Annotated in this window: 17 protein-coding genes and 1 tRNA gene; 5 read left to right on the forward strand and 13 right to left on the reverse strand. The window is 68.8% G+C overall.

Going from position 1 to position 16,663, the window contains the following annotated elements:
- Position 1 precedes the first annotated feature (1 nt).
- The 4 genes from ABD736_RS07320 to ABD736_RS07335 all read right to left on the reverse strand — a co-directional run bounded on the left by ABD736_RS07320 (position 2) and on the right by ABD736_RS07335 (position 2,666).
- Positions 2-517 carry an HNH endonuclease signature motif containing protein gene (locus ABD736_RS07320; RefSeq protein ID WP_344791086.1) on the reverse strand — a complete coding sequence of 172 codons (516 nt, stop codon included), beginning with the start codon at positions 515-517 and terminating at the stop codon, positions 2-4.
- Positions 518-546: 29 nt separating this feature from the next.
- Positions 547-620 (reverse strand) — tRNA-Thr (locus ABD736_RS07325).
- 41 nt (positions 621-661) lie between these two features.
- Positions 662-1,654 carry a beta-ketoacyl-ACP synthase 3 gene (locus ABD736_RS07330; RefSeq protein ID WP_344791087.1) on the reverse strand — a complete coding sequence of 331 codons (993 nt, stop codon included), beginning with the start codon at positions 1,652-1,654 and terminating at the stop codon, positions 662-664.
- 52 nt (positions 1,655-1,706) lie between these two features.
- Complete coding sequence (locus tag ABD736_RS07335; RefSeq protein ID WP_344791088.1) at positions 1,707-2,666, reverse strand: DsbA family protein; 960 nt, start codon at positions 2,664-2,666, stop codon at positions 1,707-1,709.
- Positions 2,667-2,870: 204 nt separating this feature from the next.
- Here ABD736_RS07335 and ABD736_RS07340 point away from each other — a divergent pair, with 204 nt between their 5' ends.
- Positions 2,871-3,962 carry an ABC transporter ATP-binding protein gene (locus ABD736_RS07340; RefSeq protein ID WP_344791089.1) on the forward strand — a complete coding sequence of 364 codons (1,092 nt, stop codon included), beginning with the start codon at positions 2,871-2,873 and terminating at the stop codon, positions 3,960-3,962.
- Between the two features lie 90 nt (positions 3,963-4,052).
- Positions 4,053-5,324, forward strand: coding sequence for a DUF4032 domain-containing protein (locus ABD736_RS07345; RefSeq protein ID WP_344791090.1), 1,272 nt, complete (start codon positions 4,053-4,055; stop codon positions 5,322-5,324).
- Positions 5,325-5,342: 18 nt separating this feature from the next.
- Here ABD736_RS07345 and rlmB read toward each other — a convergent pair whose 3' ends face one another.
- The 4 genes from rlmB to ABD736_RS07365 all read right to left on the reverse strand — a co-directional run bounded on the left by rlmB (position 5,343) and on the right by ABD736_RS07365 (position 9,571).
- Positions 5,343-6,344, reverse strand: a complete 1,002-nt coding sequence (rlmB, locus tag ABD736_RS07350) for a 23S rRNA (guanosine(2251)-2'-O)-methyltransferase RlmB (protein WP_344791091.1) — start codon at positions 6,342-6,344, stop codon at positions 5,343-5,345.
- Positions 6,345-6,399: 55 nt separating this feature from the next.
- The gene (gene cysS, locus ABD736_RS07355) at positions 6,400-7,818 is read right to left on the reverse strand and encodes a cysteine--tRNA ligase (protein ID WP_344791092.1); all 1,419 of its coding nucleotides are present in this window, start codon (positions 7,816-7,818) and stop codon (positions 6,400-6,402) included.
- Positions 7,819-7,848: 30 nt separating this feature from the next.
- Positions 7,849-9,006 carry a 2-C-methyl-D-erythritol 4-phosphate cytidylyltransferase gene (ispD, locus tag ABD736_RS07360; protein ID WP_344791093.1) on the reverse strand — a complete coding sequence of 386 codons (1,158 nt, stop codon included), beginning with the start codon at positions 9,004-9,006 and terminating at the stop codon, positions 7,849-7,851.
- A gap of 82 nt (positions 9,007-9,088) precedes the next feature.
- Complete coding sequence (locus ABD736_RS07365) at positions 9,089-9,571, reverse strand: CarD family transcriptional regulator (protein ID WP_344791094.1); 483 nt, start codon at positions 9,569-9,571, stop codon at positions 9,089-9,091.
- Positions 9,572-9,782: 211 nt separating this feature from the next.
- Between ABD736_RS07365 and ABD736_RS07370 the strand changes: the two genes are divergently transcribed.
- Positions 9,783-10,343, forward strand: a complete 561-nt coding sequence (locus ABD736_RS07370; RefSeq protein ID WP_344791095.1) for a hypothetical protein — start codon at positions 9,783-9,785, stop codon at positions 10,341-10,343.
- 73 nt (positions 10,344-10,416) lie between these two features.
- On the opposite strand, the gene ABD736_RS07375 is transcribed toward ABD736_RS07370, so the two are convergent.
- Positions 10,417-11,100 carry a response regulator gene (locus ABD736_RS07375; protein ID WP_344791096.1) on the reverse strand — a complete coding sequence of 228 codons (684 nt, stop codon included), beginning with the start codon at positions 11,098-11,100 and terminating at the stop codon, positions 10,417-10,419.
- The gene (locus ABD736_RS07380) at positions 11,097-12,284 is read right to left on the reverse strand and encodes a sensor histidine kinase (protein ID WP_344791097.1); all 1,188 of its coding nucleotides are present in this window, start codon (positions 12,282-12,284) and stop codon (positions 11,097-11,099) included. The genes ABD736_RS07375 and ABD736_RS07380 overlap by 4 nt, the downstream gene beginning before the upstream one ends.
- Before the next feature lie 195 nt (positions 12,285-12,479).
- Between ABD736_RS07380 and phoU the strand changes: the two genes are divergently transcribed.
- Positions 12,480-13,133: a phosphate signaling complex protein PhoU gene (gene phoU, locus ABD736_RS07385; RefSeq protein ID WP_344791098.1), complete on the forward strand. Its 654-nt coding sequence runs from the start codon at positions 12,480-12,482 to the stop codon at positions 13,131-13,133.
- 62 nt (positions 13,134-13,195) lie between these two features.
- Here phoU and ABD736_RS07390 read toward each other — a convergent pair whose 3' ends face one another.
- Positions 13,196-13,948 (reverse strand): phosphoglyceromutase, encoded by a 753-nt coding sequence (locus ABD736_RS07390; protein ID WP_344791099.1) that lies wholly within the window; start codon positions 13,946-13,948, stop codon positions 13,196-13,198.
- 44 nt (positions 13,949-13,992) lie between these two features.
- On the opposite strand from ABD736_RS07390, the gene ABD736_RS07395 reads away from it, so the two are divergent.
- Complete coding sequence (locus ABD736_RS07395) at positions 13,993-14,823, forward strand: class I SAM-dependent methyltransferase (protein WP_344791100.1); 831 nt, start codon at positions 13,993-13,995, stop codon at positions 14,821-14,823.
- On the opposite strand, the gene ygfZ is transcribed toward ABD736_RS07395, so the two are convergent.
- Both ygfZ and ABD736_RS07405 read right to left on the reverse strand, forming a co-directional pair.
- Positions 14,820-16,013: a CAF17-like 4Fe-4S cluster assembly/insertion protein YgfZ gene (gene ygfZ, locus ABD736_RS07400; RefSeq protein WP_344791101.1), complete on the reverse strand. Its 1,194-nt coding sequence runs from the start codon at positions 16,011-16,013 to the stop codon at positions 14,820-14,822. The two genes, ABD736_RS07395 and ygfZ, sit on opposite strands and share 4 nt — an antisense overlap.
- A gap of 3 nt (positions 16,014-16,016) precedes the next feature.
- Positions 16,017-16,628: a nitrobindin family protein gene (locus tag ABD736_RS07405; RefSeq protein ID WP_344791102.1), complete on the reverse strand. Its 612-nt coding sequence runs from the start codon at positions 16,626-16,628 to the stop codon at positions 16,017-16,019.
- Between the last annotated feature and the right edge of the window lie 35 nt (positions 16,629-16,663).

Raw genomic sequence — 16,663 nt, forward strand, 5'->3', positions numbered from 1 at the left:
GTCAGAACGACTGACCGTTGGCGTAACGCACGCGGCGGTAATGACGCCCGCTGCCACGATTTCGAGCCTTGTATGTCGGTAGCTGACTATCGCAGTTCGGACAGACGAGACGGAGATTGTCACGCCAGTTGTTCTGACTGTTGCCGTCGATATGGTCGAGCACAAAGACCAGCGGCGCCCCGTTCCATTCCGCCGGCATCCCGCAGAGCGCGCAGGCACCCGCCTGCGCGTCGAGTATGTACGCGCGAATCGACTGACTCAGTCGCCCGACATTGTTCGAGCCGAATTCAAGCCATTTCTGCACAGTCAGGTTTTTCCGGCCGAGTTGAGAGCAGAGCTCCGAGCAGTAGACGAACTGCCCCTCATGTAGAGCCGCGCCGCAGTTGCGGCAGCCGCCCCAATCGCGGACCGGATATCGACGCACACCGCGGTTATTGAACGATGCGGAGCAACTCCGTGAGCAGAACTTCGCGTTGCGAGTGAGAGTGCCGCAATTTCCACATTTGACCATCGCCATGCATCGAAATTAGCTTCGACCACAGACATTGGAGCCGCCTACGGGAATCGAACCCGTATCTTCTCATTACAAGGGAGCTGCGTTACCATTGCGCCAAGGCGGCATCGCCCTGAACGGGCGCTCTCACATCCTAGGGCAGGCGCCTTACGCCTTTCGATTCGGGGTCAGCACGACCTGGCTCGCGTAGGCGAAGCCGCCGCCGAAGCCGAACAGCAGCGTCGGCGCGTTCGCGGGGATGCGCCCCTCATGCCACCACTTCGACAGCCCGAGAGGAATCGAGGCCGCGGAGGTGTTGCCGGAGACCTGCACGTCGGTCACGACGGTGCGATCGGTGAGCCCGAGCTGCTCGGCCAGCGGCTCGATGATGCGCAGGTTCGCCTGGTGCGGCACGAATACCTGGATGTCGTCCATCGTCAGGCCCGCCTCTTCAACCGCAGAGCGCGTGATTCCGGAAGCCTTCGACATCGCCCAGCGAAGGATCATGCGGCCGTCCTGCGAGAACTTGTTTCCGGTCTCGTCCTCGACGATGACCGCGCGAGACATCGTCGGCTCGGAGCCCCAGACCGTCGGCCCGACCCCGACCTCGGCCTCGTCGTCGACGCCCTCGAGCACGAAGGCGCCAGCGCCGTCGGCCGTGAGCACGCAGGTGGTGCGATCGGTCCAGTCGGTGATCGCGGACAGCTTCTCGGACCCGATGACGACAGCCCTCTTCACCTGGCCGGCGCGGATCGCGGCATCCGCCATCGCAATCCCGTGCTCGAAGCCCGAGCACGCCGTGTTGATGTCGATGATGACGGGCGACGTCATCTCGAGCTCGGCGGCGACGCGCCCTGCGACGTTCGGGCTGTGGTCCATCACGGAGGTCGAGGCGACCACGATCAGGCCGACCTCGTCAGGCTCGAGACCGGCGTCGGCGATCGCCGCACGGGCGGCCGCTGCCGCCATGTCGGCGACGGTCTCGTCGTCGCGCGCGATGTGCCGCTCGATGATTCCGGTGCGAGTGCGGATCCATTCGTCGCTCGTCTCGACCATGTTCGCGAGCTCTGCGTTGGTGAGCACGCGCTCTGGCTGGTAGTGACCGAGTCCGACGATGCGCGAGCCTGCGACGGCGCGCTGAGCCTTCAGCATGTCTGCCATTTTCTCAATAGACGGATGCCACGGCGGGAATGTTCCCCGCGCGTGGCCGGGATCAGCCGACGACGATCGTCGTCGGAGTGGGCGTCGGCGACGGCGACGACGTGCCCTCGGGCGAGTCCGTCGGCTGCGGCGTCGCGTAGCGCTCGCCCTGCGCCTGCTGGATGAAGGCGCGGAAGTCGGAGGCCTCGGTCACGGATCCCGTGTAGCGCTGCCCGTCGACGAGCACGAGGGGAAGCGAGTCGGCCGTGACCTTCTTCACCTCGGAGTTCGGCAGCGGCCCTGTGGACGCCCGGTCGAGCGCGGCCTGCGCCCAGTTCTCATAGGTGCGATTCGTGATGCACGACTTGATCGAGGACATCGGCTGTGCGCCTGCCTGCTTCGCATAGGCCGTGATGCGCGCATCGGTGAGTCCGGCGGTCGTCTGCCCCGGCTCATGCTCGAACATCAGCCGGTTGAAGTCGAAGAAGCTGTCGGGCGAGTAGTTCGCGACGCACGCCGCCGCGTTGGAGGCTCTGAGCGAGTACTGCGTTCCCTGCGCAGACCGGTTCGCGTAGAACGGCAGCGGGTGGATCTCGAGCGTCGCGGCGCCGGAGTCGACGAGCTTGCGGATCTGCTCGTTGTTGGTCCGCTCGAACTGCCCGCAGTACTGGCACAGGTAGTCGACGTAGGTCGTGATGTTGACGACCTGGCCCGTGGTGTCGAGCGCGTGCGGCGTGGGCTTCGCGTCGGCGGCTCGGGCCGGCGAGCGTTCGGCCTTGAGACCGGCGCCGATCATCACGCCGTCGCTGGCCATGTTCGCGGGGCCGCGGTGCGGCGGGCGGATCGAGGTCACCAGAACGACGGTCACGATCGCGACGACGGCGACCAGGGCGACGACGATGCCGGTGCGCAGCAGGACCCGGTTGCGCCGGTCCCTTCTGCGCTGCTTTCCGCGCAGCTCCCGCGCCTTCTGACGCGCGATTGCGCGGGCGTCAGCCGTGGGGCCGTCTGCGCTCGGCGAGCCGTCCGTCATATGCCTTCTTCCTGTGCCGCGGGCGGTGGATTCCGCGTCGATCGCGAGCCGGGTGCTCGCACGATGACTGGTCGATGCTAACCGAGCGATCCATGGCGTAGCATGAGAGCGCTGTCAGCGTCGCCAGGCGACTGACGGCTTTTACAACATCCATTCACTACGGATCGTCCGGCACGTACCTGCCGGTGAAGGAGACATAACGTCATGTCAACTGTCACGTTCGACAACGCGTCCCGCATCTACCCCGGGTCCAACATCGCGGCTGTCGACTCGCTGAGCATCGATGTCGCTGACGGCGAGTTCCTCGTCCTCGTCGGCCCCTCGGGCTCCGGTAAGTCCACCGCTCTCCGCATGCTGGCCGGCCTCGAAGAGGTCAACAGCGGCAACATCTTCATCGGCGAGCGCAACGTCACCGACGTTCCGCCGAAGGACCGTGACATCGCCATGGTGTTCCAGAACTACGCGCTCTACCCGCACATGACCGTCGCCGAGAACATGGGCTTCGCGCTGCGCATCGCCGGCGTCCCGAAGGAGGAGCGCAACCAGCGCGTCCGCGAGGCAGCGAAGATGCTGGACCTCGAGCCCTACCTCGACCGCAAGCCGAAGGCCCTCTCGGGTGGTCAGCGTCAGCGCGTCGCCATGGGCCGCGCCATCGTCCGCAGCCCGCAGGTCTTCCTCATGGACGAGCCGCTCTCGAACCTCGACGCGAAGCTCCGCGTCCAGACGCGCACCCAGATCGCGTCGCTGACCCGCCGCCTCGGCGTCACCACGGTCTACGTCACGCACGACCAGACCGAGGCGCTCACCATGGGCGACCGCATCGCGGTCCTGAAGGACGGCGTGCTGCAGCAGGTCGGCACCCCGCGTGAGCTGTACGCAGACCCGAAGAACGTCTTCGTCGCCGGCTTCATCGGCAGCCCCGCGATGAACCTGTTCGCCACCGACGTCACCGAAGGCGGCGTCAAGTTCGGCTCGGCCGTCGTCCCGGTCGACCGCGCCACCCTCGGCACGGCCACGCAGGTCACCATCGGTGTCCGCCCCGAGGACGTCGTCGTGAACCTGGGCGAGTCCAGCGGCCTCCGCGTCGAGGTCGACCTCGTCGAGGAGCTCGGCGCCGACGGCTACCTGTACGGCCACACCGAGGTCTCCGGCAAGCGCGTCGACATCGTCAGCCGCGTCGACGGCCGCGTTCACCCGAACGCGGGCGACGTGGTCTACATCACCCCGAAGACCGGCCACGTGCACATCTTCGACATCGAGTCGGGCGAGCGTCTCGGCGGCGCCGTCACCGACTAAGGACGATCGGATTCCACGAAGGCCGCGGTTCCCTCTCCAGGGGCCGCGGCCTTCGGCATCCCTCGTCACTCTCACCCAGCAAGGAATCCTGTGGCCTCATCCATCGACATCACGGCCGCGACGGCCGAGCCGGCACTGCTCGACCTGCCGTGGAACACGCCGCTCGACGAGTGGCCGTCTGAGTACATCGCCCAGCTGCCGAAGGGCATCAGCCGACACCTCGTGCGCTTCGCGAACCTCGGGGGCTACGTCGTCGCAGTGAAAGAGACCACGGGCGAGATGGCGCGCCGCGAGTACGACCTGCTGCGGCTGCTGCAGCGCCTCGACATCCCCTGCGTCGAGCCCGTCGCGACGATCACGGGCCGAGTCGACGAACACGGGCAGGAGCTGCCCCCGGTGCTCGTGACCCGACACCTCAAGTTCTCGCTGCCGTACCGCGCCCTGTTCTCGCAGACGCTGAGGCCCGACACCGCCAAGCGCCTGGTCGACGCGCTCGCCGTTCTGCTCGTGCGCCTCCACATCACGGGTTTCTACTGGGGCGACGTCTCGCTGTCGAACACGCTGTTCCGCCGCGACGCAGGCGCGTTCGCCGCGTACCTGGTGGATGCCGAGACCGGCCAGCTGCAGGAGCAGGGACTCTCGAACGGGCAGCGCGAGAACGACCTCGAGATCGCGCGGGTCAACATCGCCGGCGAACTCATGGACATCGAGGCCGGCGGCCGCGCCGACGAAGCCCTCGACCCGGTCGACATCGCGAACGGCATCATCTCGACGTATCGCGAGCTGTGGAACGAGCTGACCGGTGCCGAGACCTTCGACGTGTCAGAGCGCTGGCGCATCAACCAGCGCGTCGAGCGCCTCAACGACCTCGGGTTCGACATCGGCGAGCTGACGATCAAGACGGAGGCGGCCGGAACGAAGGTGCTGATCCAGCCCAAGGTCGTCGATGCCGGCCACCACCAGCGCCGACTGCTGCGCCTCACGGGGCTCGACACCGGAGAGAATCAGGCGCGCCGCCTGCTCAACGACCTCGACGCCTACGCCGCGAGCTACGGTCGCCCGGGCGCCGACGAAGAGGCCATGGCTCACGAGTGGCTGACGCGGGTGTTCGAGCCCGTGGTCGCCGCCATCCCCGCGGAGCTGCGCGGCAAGCTCGAGCCGGCCGAGGTGTTCCACCAGCTGCTCGACCACCGCTGGTTCTTGTCGCAGGAGCAGGGGCGGGACATCCCGCTCGCCGAGGCGCTCTCGAGCTACATCGACAACGTGCTGCGGCATCGCCGCGACGAGGCCACCGTGCTCGCCCCGACGACCGAGGCGCTGACGCTCGGCCTGCCGACCGGCGTCATCTCGTTCGACGAATAGGCGACGCCGGCGCGGCGGTCACGCCTTCTTCTGCGTGCGCACCTTCGAGATCTCATAGAGCGCGACGGACGCCGCAACGGACGCGTTGAGCGACTCGATTCCCGAGATCGGGATCGAGACGATCGCGTCGCATGTCTCGGTGACGATGCGCGACAGGCCCTTGCCCTCCGAACCAGCGACGACGACGACCGGCTGGTCGGCGAGGTCGAGGTCGTAGAGCTCGGTGTCGCCACCTGCGGCGAGGCCGATGACGAACACGCCCGCCTTCTTGAACTCCTTGAGCGTGCTGGTGAGGTTCGGTGCCATCGCGACAGGGGTGCGCGCGAGCGCACCCGCCGACGTCTTCCACGCAGCCGAGTTGACGCCGGCAGAGCGGCGCTGCGGCACGATCACGCCGTGGCCGCCGAAGGCCGCCGTCGAGCGGATGATCGCGCCGAGGTTGCGCGCGTCGGTGACGCCGTCGAGAGCGACGAACAGGGGCTTCTTGCCCTTGCGGATCGTCAGGTCGAGCAGCTCCGCCGGGTGCGCGTACTCATAGGGCGGCACCTTCAGCGCGAGTCCCTGGTGCACGACGTCGCGACCGGCCATGCGGTCGAGCTCGGGGCGCATGACCTCGAGCACGGGAATGCCCCGGTGCGTCGCGGTCGCGAGCGCCTCTTTGACGCGGTCGTCCATCTCGGCGCGGGCCGCGATGTAGAGCGTGGTGGCCGGGATGCCTGCCCGCAGCGCCTCGACGACGGAGTTGCGCCCCGTCACCAGCTCGGTGTCATCGCTCTTCGCGCGGCGCGCCGCAGCGCCACCGCCGGTGTTCGACCTGGTGCCCTGCGCGCCCTGGCGCTTCTGCGCGGCGCGCTCGGCGAGCATCTTCTTGCGGTAGGCGGGGTGGTACTCGCGGTCCTCGGCTTTCGGCGTCGGGCCGCGGCCTTCGAGCGCCTGGCGCCCCTGGCCGCCCGAGCCCTTGCCGGTGGACCCCTTTTTTATCTTTCGCACGGCTCCGCCGCGCGGCTTAGCAGCCACCATTACTCCAGTTCGCCTTGCGGACCGATCCCGCGCGCGGTGCTCTAGCCATGGGTCATCAATCTCCCTCAATCGACCAGTGTGCACCGGTCTGCGTGTCTTCGATCGTGATGCCGGCCGCGACGAGTTCGTCGCGGATCCGGTCGGCGACCGTGAAGTCCTTTGCCGCTCGCGCCGCCTGGCGGTCGTCGAGCAACCGGGTGACGAGCGCGTCAAGCGCCGCCCGCCCGGCCGTGTCGCGTTTCGTGTTCCATTCGGGCGCCAGCGGGTCGATACCCAGCACGCGCGTCATGGCCACCACTTTTCCTCGAGCGGATGCCGCGGTCTGCAGATCCTCGGAGTCGAGCGCAGTGTTCCCCTCGCGCACCGTGTCGTGCAGCACGGCGAGAGCCTGCGGAACCGACAGGTCGTCGTCCATCGCCGCCGCGAACTCGTCAGGGATCACCGGCACCTCGTCAGCGGTGAAGCGGGTGCCCTCGAGGCGACGGGCGCTACGGGTCAGGAATCCCTCGATCCTCTCGACAGCCGCGGCAGCCTCTGCCAGCGAGCGGTCCGTGTAGTCGATCGTCGAGCGGTAGTGCGCCTGCCCCAGCGCGTAGCGCACGACGAGCGGCGACGCTGCGCTGAGCAGCTCGGCCGCATACACCGAGTTGCCGAGAGACTTCGACATCTTCTGCCCGTTGACGTGCACGAGGCCGTTGTGCACCCAGTACCGCGCGAAGCCGTCGCCGGCCGCGGTGGACTGAGCCAGCTCGTTCTCGTGGTGCGGGAAGCGCAGGTCGAGGCCGCCGCCGTGGATGTCGAACTCGGGGCCGAGGTAGCGCGACGACATCGCCGAGCATTCGATGTGCCAGCCCGGCCGGCCCGGGCCCCATGGGCTGTTCCAGGCCGCAGACTCGGGCTCGTCCGCCTTGCGGCCCTTCCAGAGGGCGAAGTCGCGGGGGTCGCGCTTGCCGCGCGGATCCGCATCAGCGGCATCCTGCATGTCGTCGACCGACTGGTGGCTCAGCGCGCCATATGCGCCCCAGCTACGCACGTCGAAGTAGACATCCCCCGAGCCGTCGGCGGCGGCATACGCATGCCCGCGGTCGATCAGCCGCTGGATCAGCTCGTGCATCTGCGGCACGTTCGCCGTCGCGCGTGGCTCATAGGTGGGCGCGAGCACGCCGATCGCCCGATACGCGGCGGTGAACTCGAGCTCCACGCGATAGGCGAGCGCCCACCACTGCTCGGACTCCGATGCATTGGCGAGCACCTTGTCATCGATGTCGGTGACGTTGCGCACGAGCGTCACGTCGAACCCGCGGTAGGTGAGCCAGCGGCGCAGGATGTCGTAGACGAGAGCGCTGCGCACGTGCCCGATGTGCGGCGACGACTGCACCGTGGGACCGCAGACGTAGAGACCGACCTTTCCCTCTTCAACGGGGACGAAATCGCGCAGGGCCTGGGCCTGCGTGTCGTAGAGGCGAATGGTCACCCTCAAAGCTTACGGAAGGCGACCTGCACGTTACCGCGCAAGCAGCGCGGTGGCGATCGCGGCGATGCCCTCGCCGCGGCCGGTGAAGCCGAGACCGTCGGTCGTCGTCGCCGTGATCGCGACGGGCGCGCCGAGCAGCTCGGACACGAGCCCCTCTGCCTCGGCCTTCCGCGGCGAGAAGCGCGGCCGGTTTCCGATGAGCTGCACCGAGACGTTCTCCACCCGCCAGCCCGCGTGCTCGACCAGTCGGCGCGTCTCTGCGAGGAACACCTCGCCGTGCGCACCTGCGAAGCGCGGGTCGCTCGTGCCGAACACCGTGCCGATGTCGCCGAGGCCGGCGGCAGAGAGCAGCGCGTCGACGATCGCGTGCGCCACCGGGTCGCCGTCGCTATGCCCCGCCAGACCGCGCTCCCCCGGCCACTCGAGGCACGCGACCCAGAGCGGAACGTCGGTGTCGGCGAAGGCGTGGGTGTCCGTGCCGACGCCGATCCGGGTGGCGGATGCCGGCCGCAGCAGCTCCTCCGCCCGCCGCAGGTCCCACGCGGTCGTCACCTTGAAGGCCAGCGGGTCACCTTCCACGACGGCGACCGGGTGCCCGGCATCCGCCATCAGCTGCGCGTCATCGGTCACGTCGCGTGCGGCGCTCCCATAGGCGGCGACCAGCTCGGCGGCCGGGAAGCCCTGGGGGGTCTGCACCGCCGCGAGCTGCGAGCGATCGACCGTGTCGATGATCGCCCCGCCCGCCGCCGTGCGCTTGATGGTGTCGCTCACCGGGAGCCCGGGTATCGCGCCGGTGCCGGTCGCCGCGACGGCGTCGACCACGCGATCGAACAGCGCAGACGGGGTGAGCGCGCGCGCCGCGTCGTGGACGAGCACGATGTCGGCGTCGCCGATGAGAGCCAGGCCTGCGGCGACGGATGCCTGCCGCGTGGCTCCCCCGACGGCGATGTCGCCGCCGCTGAGCACGCGATCGAGCACGGTGCGCGCCTCGTCGACGCGGTCGGCAGGTACGACGACCACGACGTGCGGCTCGGCTGACATGCCTGCCACGGAATGCAACGCGTGCTCGAGGATCGTGCGCCCTGCGAGCGCCACGAACGCCTTCGGCGCTCCGGCTCCGAGGCGGGTGCCGCTGCCCGCGGCGACGACGATGCACGCGACGCGGGGCGCGGCCGCTGGTTCCTTCACAGCCTTAGTCTGCCCGCTCGGCCGCCTGGGCAAAGCGAAGCGCCCCGGTCCGGATGGACACGGGGCGCTTTCGAAGATCGGCTCAGGAAGCCAGAACCTCATCGAGAACGGTCGACGCCTGCTCCTCGTTGGTCTTCTCGGCGAGCGCGAGCTCGGAGATCAGGATCTGACGTGCCTTCGCGAGCATGCGCTTCTCACCGGCCGACAGCCCGCGGTCCTGGTCGCGGCGCCACAGGTCGCGCACGACCTCCGAGACCTTGATCACGTCGCCTGAGGCCAGCTTCTCGAGGTTCGCCTTGTAGCGGCGGCTCCAGTTGGTGGGCTCTTCGGTGAAGGGCGCGCGCAGAACCTCGAACACCTTGTCGAGGCCCTCTTTGCCGATGACATCACGGACGCCGACGAGGTCGACGTTCTCAGCAGGAACCTCGATGGTCAGGTCGCCCTGGGTGACGTTCAGCTTGAGGTAGATCTTCTCTTCGCCTTTGATGATCCGTTTCTTGACCTCGGTGATCGTTGCTGCACCGTGGTGGGGGTAAACGACGGTCTCGCCAACCTCGAAAAGCATAGATAGTAGTCCCTTCAGCGCCTTCCAGATTATCACAGCGCGACACGCCGAAGCTGGACGCGGCGGCCCTCGGAGCCGCTCGGATACTGGCTGGTTGGGCTGCACCTGCGCCCGGATCCCCCTTCGGGCATGCGCTAAACTCGAACAGCATCCGAGGGCGCACCAGGCCGCAAATCGGCCCGCCCGATGCGCCCACTCACGGAGGTACTTGGTGAAGGTGCGTTTCGCAGCATCCGTCGTCCTCGCCGCTGGCGTCGTCATCGGAACGGCCGGCTGCGGGTTCATCACCCCGCAGGGCACTGCCCGCATCACTCAGAGCACCTCATTCGGCGTCGAGGGCACGGTCGGCGACGTGCACATCCGCAACGCGTACCTCGTCGCCCAGGGCCAGCAGGTCGCCCTGGTCGCCACCTTCGTCAACAAGGGCGAGTCCGGCCAGACGGTCAGCATCCAGCCGAAAGCCTCCGCAGACGACACCAAGAGCCTGCGCGTCGGCGACGTCGACGAGGGCCCCACGATCATCGGCCCGCAGCAGACCCTGCAGTGGGACGACCTGAAGGTCGCCAAGGGCTCGCTCGTTCCCGTCTTCTTCACCTACGGCGACAAGACCGGGGTCACGCTCAACCTGCCGGTGCTGACGGGTGACTTCAAGGTCAACTCCACGCTGACTCCGACCCCGGTGCCCACCGAGACGGCGACGCCGTCTGCCACCGACACCGCGACGCCGGGCGCGACGGACACCGCGACGCCGACTCCCACCCCGACTCCCTGAGTCACGGCCTAACGCTTTACCGAAGAAGGGCGGATGCATCACGCATCCGCCCTTCTTGTCTGTCTGCGCCTCGCTACTCGCTCTCGAAGCGGTAGCCCAGCCCGCGCACCGTGACGAGCATCCGGGGCTCTGACGGGTTCGGCTCGATGCGGCTGCGGATGCGCTTGATGTGCACGTCGAGCGTCTTGGTGTCACCGAAGTAGTCGCTGCCCCAGACCCGGTCGATGAGCTGACCGCGGGTGAGCACGCGGCCGGCGTTGCGCAGCAGCAGCTCGAGCAGCTCGAACTCCTTGAGCGGCATCGGGGTGTCCGTACCTCTCACCGCGACGGTGTGGCGGTCGACGTCCATACGGACGTCGCCGACCTCGAGCACGCCGTCGTCGACGAGCTCGGGCTCGACGCGGCGGCGCAGCACGGCGCGGATGCGGGCGAGCAGCTCGCGGCTCGAGTACGGCTTGGTGACGTAGTCGTCGGCCCCGAGTTCGAGCCCCACGACGATGTCGACCTCTGAGTCCTTCGCCGTCAGCATGATGATCGGGACGTTGGAGCGGCTTCTCACCTCGCGGCACACCTCGGTACCCGGCATGCCGGGCAGCATCAGGTCGAGCAGGATGAGGTCGGCGCCGTCGCGCTCGAACGCGCTCAGCGCGTCGGGCCCGGTCTCGGCGATGTCGACCTCGTAGCCCTCTCGGCGCAGGAGGAAGGCGAGCGGGGCGGAGAGCGACGGCTCGTCCTCGACAAGCAGCAGGCGGGTCACTGGTTCTGTTCTCCTTGTGATGGGGTTGCCGCGGCCGGCCCGTGCAGCGCAGGCGCGGGTTCGTCGGCCTCGGGGAGTCGGATCGTGAAGGTCGAGCCCATGCCGGGCTGAGACCACACGCGCACGTCTCCCCCGTGATTCTGCACAGCGTGCTTCACGATCGAAAGACCGAGGCCGGTGCCGCCGGTGGTGCGACTGCGGGCCTGGTCGACGCGGAAGAAGCGCTCGAAGATGCGCTCCTGATCCGCCTCGGGAATGCCTTCGCCCTGGTCGGTCACGGCGATCTCGACGACCCCCTCGGCGACGCGCGCGCCCACGCCCACGCGCGAGCCGTCAGGCGAGTAGCGGATCGCGTTGGAGATGAGATTGTCGACCGCGGTGACGAGCAGCTTCGAATCGCCGTAGACGCTCGCGCCGGTGGGCGCGCCCACGACGAGCTCGATCGCATGCGCGTCTGCCCCGACGCGGTTCTGGTCGACCGCCGCCGCGATGATGTGATCGATCTCCAGCCGCTCGGCGTTCGCGACCGCGTCGACCGCCTGCAGGCGCGAGAGCTCGATGATGTCCTGGGTGAGGCGGGCGATGCGCAGCGACTCCGCATTGAGCCTGTCGGCGAACATCCTTACCTGCTCCGGGTCGTCCGCCGCGGTGTGCAGCGCTTCTGAGAGCAGACCGATCGCGCCGATCGGCGTCTTCAGCTCGTGGCTGATGTTGGCGACGAAGTCGCGGCGGACGGCCTCGAGGCGGTAGCCCTCTGTGCGGTCCTCGACGAGCAGGACGACGAAGCGGCTGCCGAGCAGAGAGGCCCGCACGTGCACGCGCACGCTGGCGTCCTTGAAGCGCCCCCGCTGCAGCTCGACCTCTTCGTCGACCAGCGCACCCGTGCGACGCACGCGCTGGGCGATGTCGATCAACTCGGGGTAGGTCAGCCGCGCGTTCGACACGAGCGCGAGCGCGAAGGCCTTCGCGGTCGCCTTCACGACGTTGAGTGAGGAGTCGACGACGATGCCCGCGGAGTCCATGGCGTCGAGGATCTGGTCGACGCCGTCGGGGACGGTATTGCTGCTCACTTGGACGGCCTGTCGGCTTCGGCTGACGGAGAAGAAAAGAATGACGACGAACCCGCCGCCGATGACGATTCCGGAAAACAGCGCCACCAGCACCAACCAGCTGGAGTAGTGCATGGGCCAAGCGTATATAGGCCGCGAGCGACCGGGCCGCGCCGATGCCGACATACCGGGGGCACTGGCCGGGTACTTTAGAAACTGTTCAGGATTCAGGAACCGACCGTTCACCACTCACCGTGAGGATGGCCACGTCGCGGCCGCCCCGGCGGCCATCGTCGTGTGCCACGACAATCACAGGAAGCACGGAACCCGATGCGCGCAGTCTTTCAGCAGGAGCTCGCCGAGGTGCAGGACCGCCTCGTAGAGATCGCCGAACTCGTCCTCGACTCGATCCGCGACGCCACTACGGCGTTCAACGCGGCAGATGTCGCCCTCGCCGACAAGGTGATCGCAGCTGACCCCAACATCGACGAGCTCGCCGTCGAGCTCGACGAGCTCGCGATCGAGATCCTCTATCGCCAGAGCCCGGTGGCTCGCGACCTGCGCATCGTCGTGAGCGCACTGCGCATGAGCGCCTCGCTCGAGCGCATGGGCGACCTGGCCCGCCACATCGCGCAGCTCGCCCGTCGCCGCTTCCCCGAGCACGTCGCCCCGGACTCGCTGCGCGACACCTTCACGCAGATGACCGCGCACGACATCCACATCGCCGAGCTGCTGGCGCAGCTGCTGCGCACGCAGGACGTCGAGCTGGCCAACCAGCTGATCCAGGGCGACGACGCCGTCGACAAGCTCCACGCCGGCGTCTTCGCGACCGTGCTGAGCCCGGAGTGGAAGGGCGAGGCTGAGCAGACCGTCGATGTGACGCTCGCCTCCCGCTTCCTCGAGCGCTTCGGCGACCACGCCGCCTCGATCGCCAAGAAGGTCCAGTACCTCGCGACCGGCGAGTGGGTGCCGGAAGAGGCGTAAGCAGCGCACGAACGAAAACGAAGAAGGGGCCCCGAGAGGGGCCCCTTCTGCTTGACTCCGAGCTACTTCTTGCCCTGTGCGGCCACCGCCGCCGCGCCGGCCGCGGCTGCTTCCGGGTCGAGGTACTCGCCGGGGCCGAGCGGCGCGAAGTCCGCGCCCAGCTTGTAGACGAGCGGGATGCCGGTGGGAATGTTGAGCGCCGCGATGTCGGCGTCGCTGATGCCGTCGAGGTGCTTCACGAGCGCGCGCAGCGAGTTGCCGTGCGCGGTGACGAGGACCGTCTTGCCCTCGGCGAGCGAGGCCGTGATGTCGCTGTGCCAGTACGGCAGGAAGCGGTCGATGACGTTCGACAGCGCCTCGGTGCGCGGCACCTCGCCGTCGATGTGGGCGTAGCGCGGGTCGTCGACCTGCGAGTACTGGTCGTCGTCGGCCAGCGGGGGCGGCGGCACGTCGAAGCTGCGGCGCCAGGTCATGAACTGCTCTTCGCCGAAGGCCTCGAGCGTCTGCGCCTTGTCCTTGCCCTGCAGCGCGCCGTAGTGGCGCTCGTTGAGCCGCCAGCTGCGCTTCACGGGGATCCAGAGCAGGTCGGCCGCCTCGAGCGCGAGGTTCGCGGTCTGAATGGCGCGGGTCAGCACAGAGGTGTAGAGGATGTCGGGCGCGAGACCCGCCTGCTTGAGAAGCTCGCCGGCGTGCTTCGCCTCGGCGGCGCCCTGCTCGGTCAGGCGCACGTCGACCCAGCCGGTGAACTGGTTGGTGGCGTTCCATTCGCTCTGGCCGTGGCGCAGAAGGATCAGGGTGTAGGGCGCGTCGCTCATGGCTCCAAGCCTATCGGCGCAGCAGGGGCCGGAATACTTGACCCATGCCCCGTCCTGCCGCCACCAAGCCGATCGGCTCGGTCACGCGCGGCACGACGAACACGAATCGCTTGCGCCGCGTCGATCGGTGGATCGCACACCGGCCAGAGTTCGCGAAGGCGAAGCATCCGCTCATCGTCGATCTCGGTTTCGGCGCGAGCGGCGTCACCAGCTTCGAGCTGTGGACGCGGCTCGCGAAGGTGAGACCTGATACCCGGGTGGTGGGGCTCGAGATCGACCAGAGCCGGGTGGCTCTCGCCACCGAGCAGCTCGCCGAGGTGCGCGCGGGCCGCACCTCGTTCGCCCCGGCCGTGAACGTCGTGTTCGCGCGCGGCGGCTTCGAGGTTCCGCTGCCCGACGACGAGCGCGCGACGGTGATCCGCGCGTTCAACGTGCTGAGGCAGTACGACGAGAGCGAGGTGACGGATGCCTGGACCCGCATGCGCACCCGCCTCGCGCCGGGAGGCCTGCTCGTCGAGGGCACCTGCGACGAGCTCGGTCGGGTGTGCTCGTGGGTCGACCTGTCACCGAACGGCCCCGAGCGCTTCACCGTCTCCCTTCGCCTCGCGGGGCTCGAGGCGCCGTCGATCGTGGCCGAGCGGTTGCCCAAGGCGCTGATCCACCGCAACGTGCCCGGGGAACGGGTGCACGCGTGGCTTTCTGCGCTCGACGACGCGTGGCGCAAGGCATCCGTTCTCGCACCGTACGGCGAGCGGCAGCGGTGGATCGCGACCGTGCGCGCGGCGCGCGACGCGGGCTGGCCGGTGCTCGGCGGCAGCACGCGCTGGCGCCTCGGCGAGGTCACCGTGCCGTGGTCTGCGGTCGCGCCGGCCTAGCCGTCGCGCCGCTGGCGCGTGACGGCGCCGAGCCGCGGCAGGCGCGGAACGTCTGCCGCCGCACCCGCTGACGGCGGCACGATGACCTCTTGCGCGGCGGCGACGTCTGCGCCGTCGGCGCGCACGACGAGCTCGGCGGCCGGGTCGACGCCGCGCTTGACCACGGCGAGCGCGATCGGGCCCAGCTCGTGGTGCAGCGCGCTCGAGGTGACGTGCCCGACGACGGTCTCGCCCTGCATGACCTCTGCACCGCCGCCCGGCAGCACCGCATCAGAGCCGTCGAGGTGCAGCAGCACGAGCCGCCGGGGCGGGTGGCCGAGGTTGTGCACCTTGGCGATCGTCTCTTGCCCTCGGTAGCAGCCCTTGTTGAGGTGCACTGCGGAGCGCAGCCAGTCGAGCTCGTGCGGGATCGAGCGCTCGTCGACCTCGGTGGCGAAGCGGGGGCGGCGCGCGGCGATGCGCAGCGCCTCGCTCGCGGCGACGCCGGCAACCGCGACGAGTCCGGATGCTGCGCGCTCAGCGAGCCCCGCGGCGAAGTCGCGCGTCACGATCGTCTCGTACCAGCTCCAGCCGGAGTAGTCGTGGTCGTCGGCCGCGTACTGGTGGCCGCCGATGGCGACCTTCGACCAGGGGTCGTGCCAGACGATGGTGCGGAAGTCGGCTGCGCTCGGCTGCGCCGAGTCGACCGGCGGAACTCGCCGGTCAGAGGCGCCGTCGTCGCCCGCCGACTCGCGCGAGGCGCGAATGGCGAACAGCGGCACCGTCGAGCCGAGCACGGCCGTGGCATCCGTCACGTCGTCGAGCTCGACGCGCAACATGAACCGCATCTTCTGCAGGAAGTCGAGCAGCGCGGCGGCCTCTGCGCGGTCGACGATGAGCCAGAGCCGCTCGCCGTCCTCAACGATGCGCGCCGCGTACTCGATGCGGCCGGAGGGGTCGAGCACGAGCGTCTCGCTCGAGTCGCCTTCCACGAGGCCGAGCAGGTTCTGGCTCGAGATCGAGTTGAGCCAGCTGAGCCGATCGGGGCCCGTGATGGTCAGGACGGCGCGCTGCGCCAGCTCGACCACGGCTCGGCCCTCGTCGAGGGCGCGCTGCTCGCCCACCGGGTTGCCGTAGTGCCAGACCGCGCCGGCGTCGGGGCCGTCGGGCACGACGACCGCGCCGGGCAGGGAGGCGAACTGCGCAGGCATCCGTCAGTCCACCTTCGCAAGACGCGCGGACGCGTGCGTGCGCAACTGCTGGCCGAGCGCGGCGATGTCCCACGCCCACAGCAGGTGGCCCTCGACGAGGCCGTAGAGGCGGGTGGCGGCGGCGTACTCCTTGGCGCCGGCGGTACGCATGACGGCGTCGGTGGCCAGGTCGATGCGCGGTCCCTTGACCTCGCCGAGGTACACCTCGGACACGCCGCCGGGGTGAACCAGCGCGACCTCGATGTCGAAGCCGCCTGCGGCGTTGCGCAGCGTCTCGACCGACTCGGTGCTCGTGTACGGCCGGCCGCCGACGCCCGGCAGCATTCCCGGGCCGGGATCGCCCTCTGTGAGCGGCCGAGACAGCCGCCAGTACCCGGTCTCGGCGACCAGCGGGGTGCGCTCTTCGTCGAGCACCCAGGTATAGGAGTTGTAGTTCAGGTACGGCAGGCCGTCATGGCTGAAGCTGATGCGCTGGCCGAACTCGCGCTGCACGTGCCGGTCATCTGAGCCGTCTTCATCGATCTTGTAATCGAGCACACCGGTGCCCTCCCACACGCCGATCAGCCACGACAGCGGGACGAGCTCGGCGGGAAGGTCGACGGGCAGCTCGATCATGAGAGCAGACGCAGTCGTGCCGGGCGGCTAGTGCT

Origin of the sequence: Gryllotalpicola daejeonensis, from assembly GCF_039538145.1 — a bacterium.
Lineage (GTDB): Bacteria > Actinomycetota > Actinomycetes > Actinomycetales > Microbacteriaceae > Gryllotalpicola > Gryllotalpicola daejeonensis.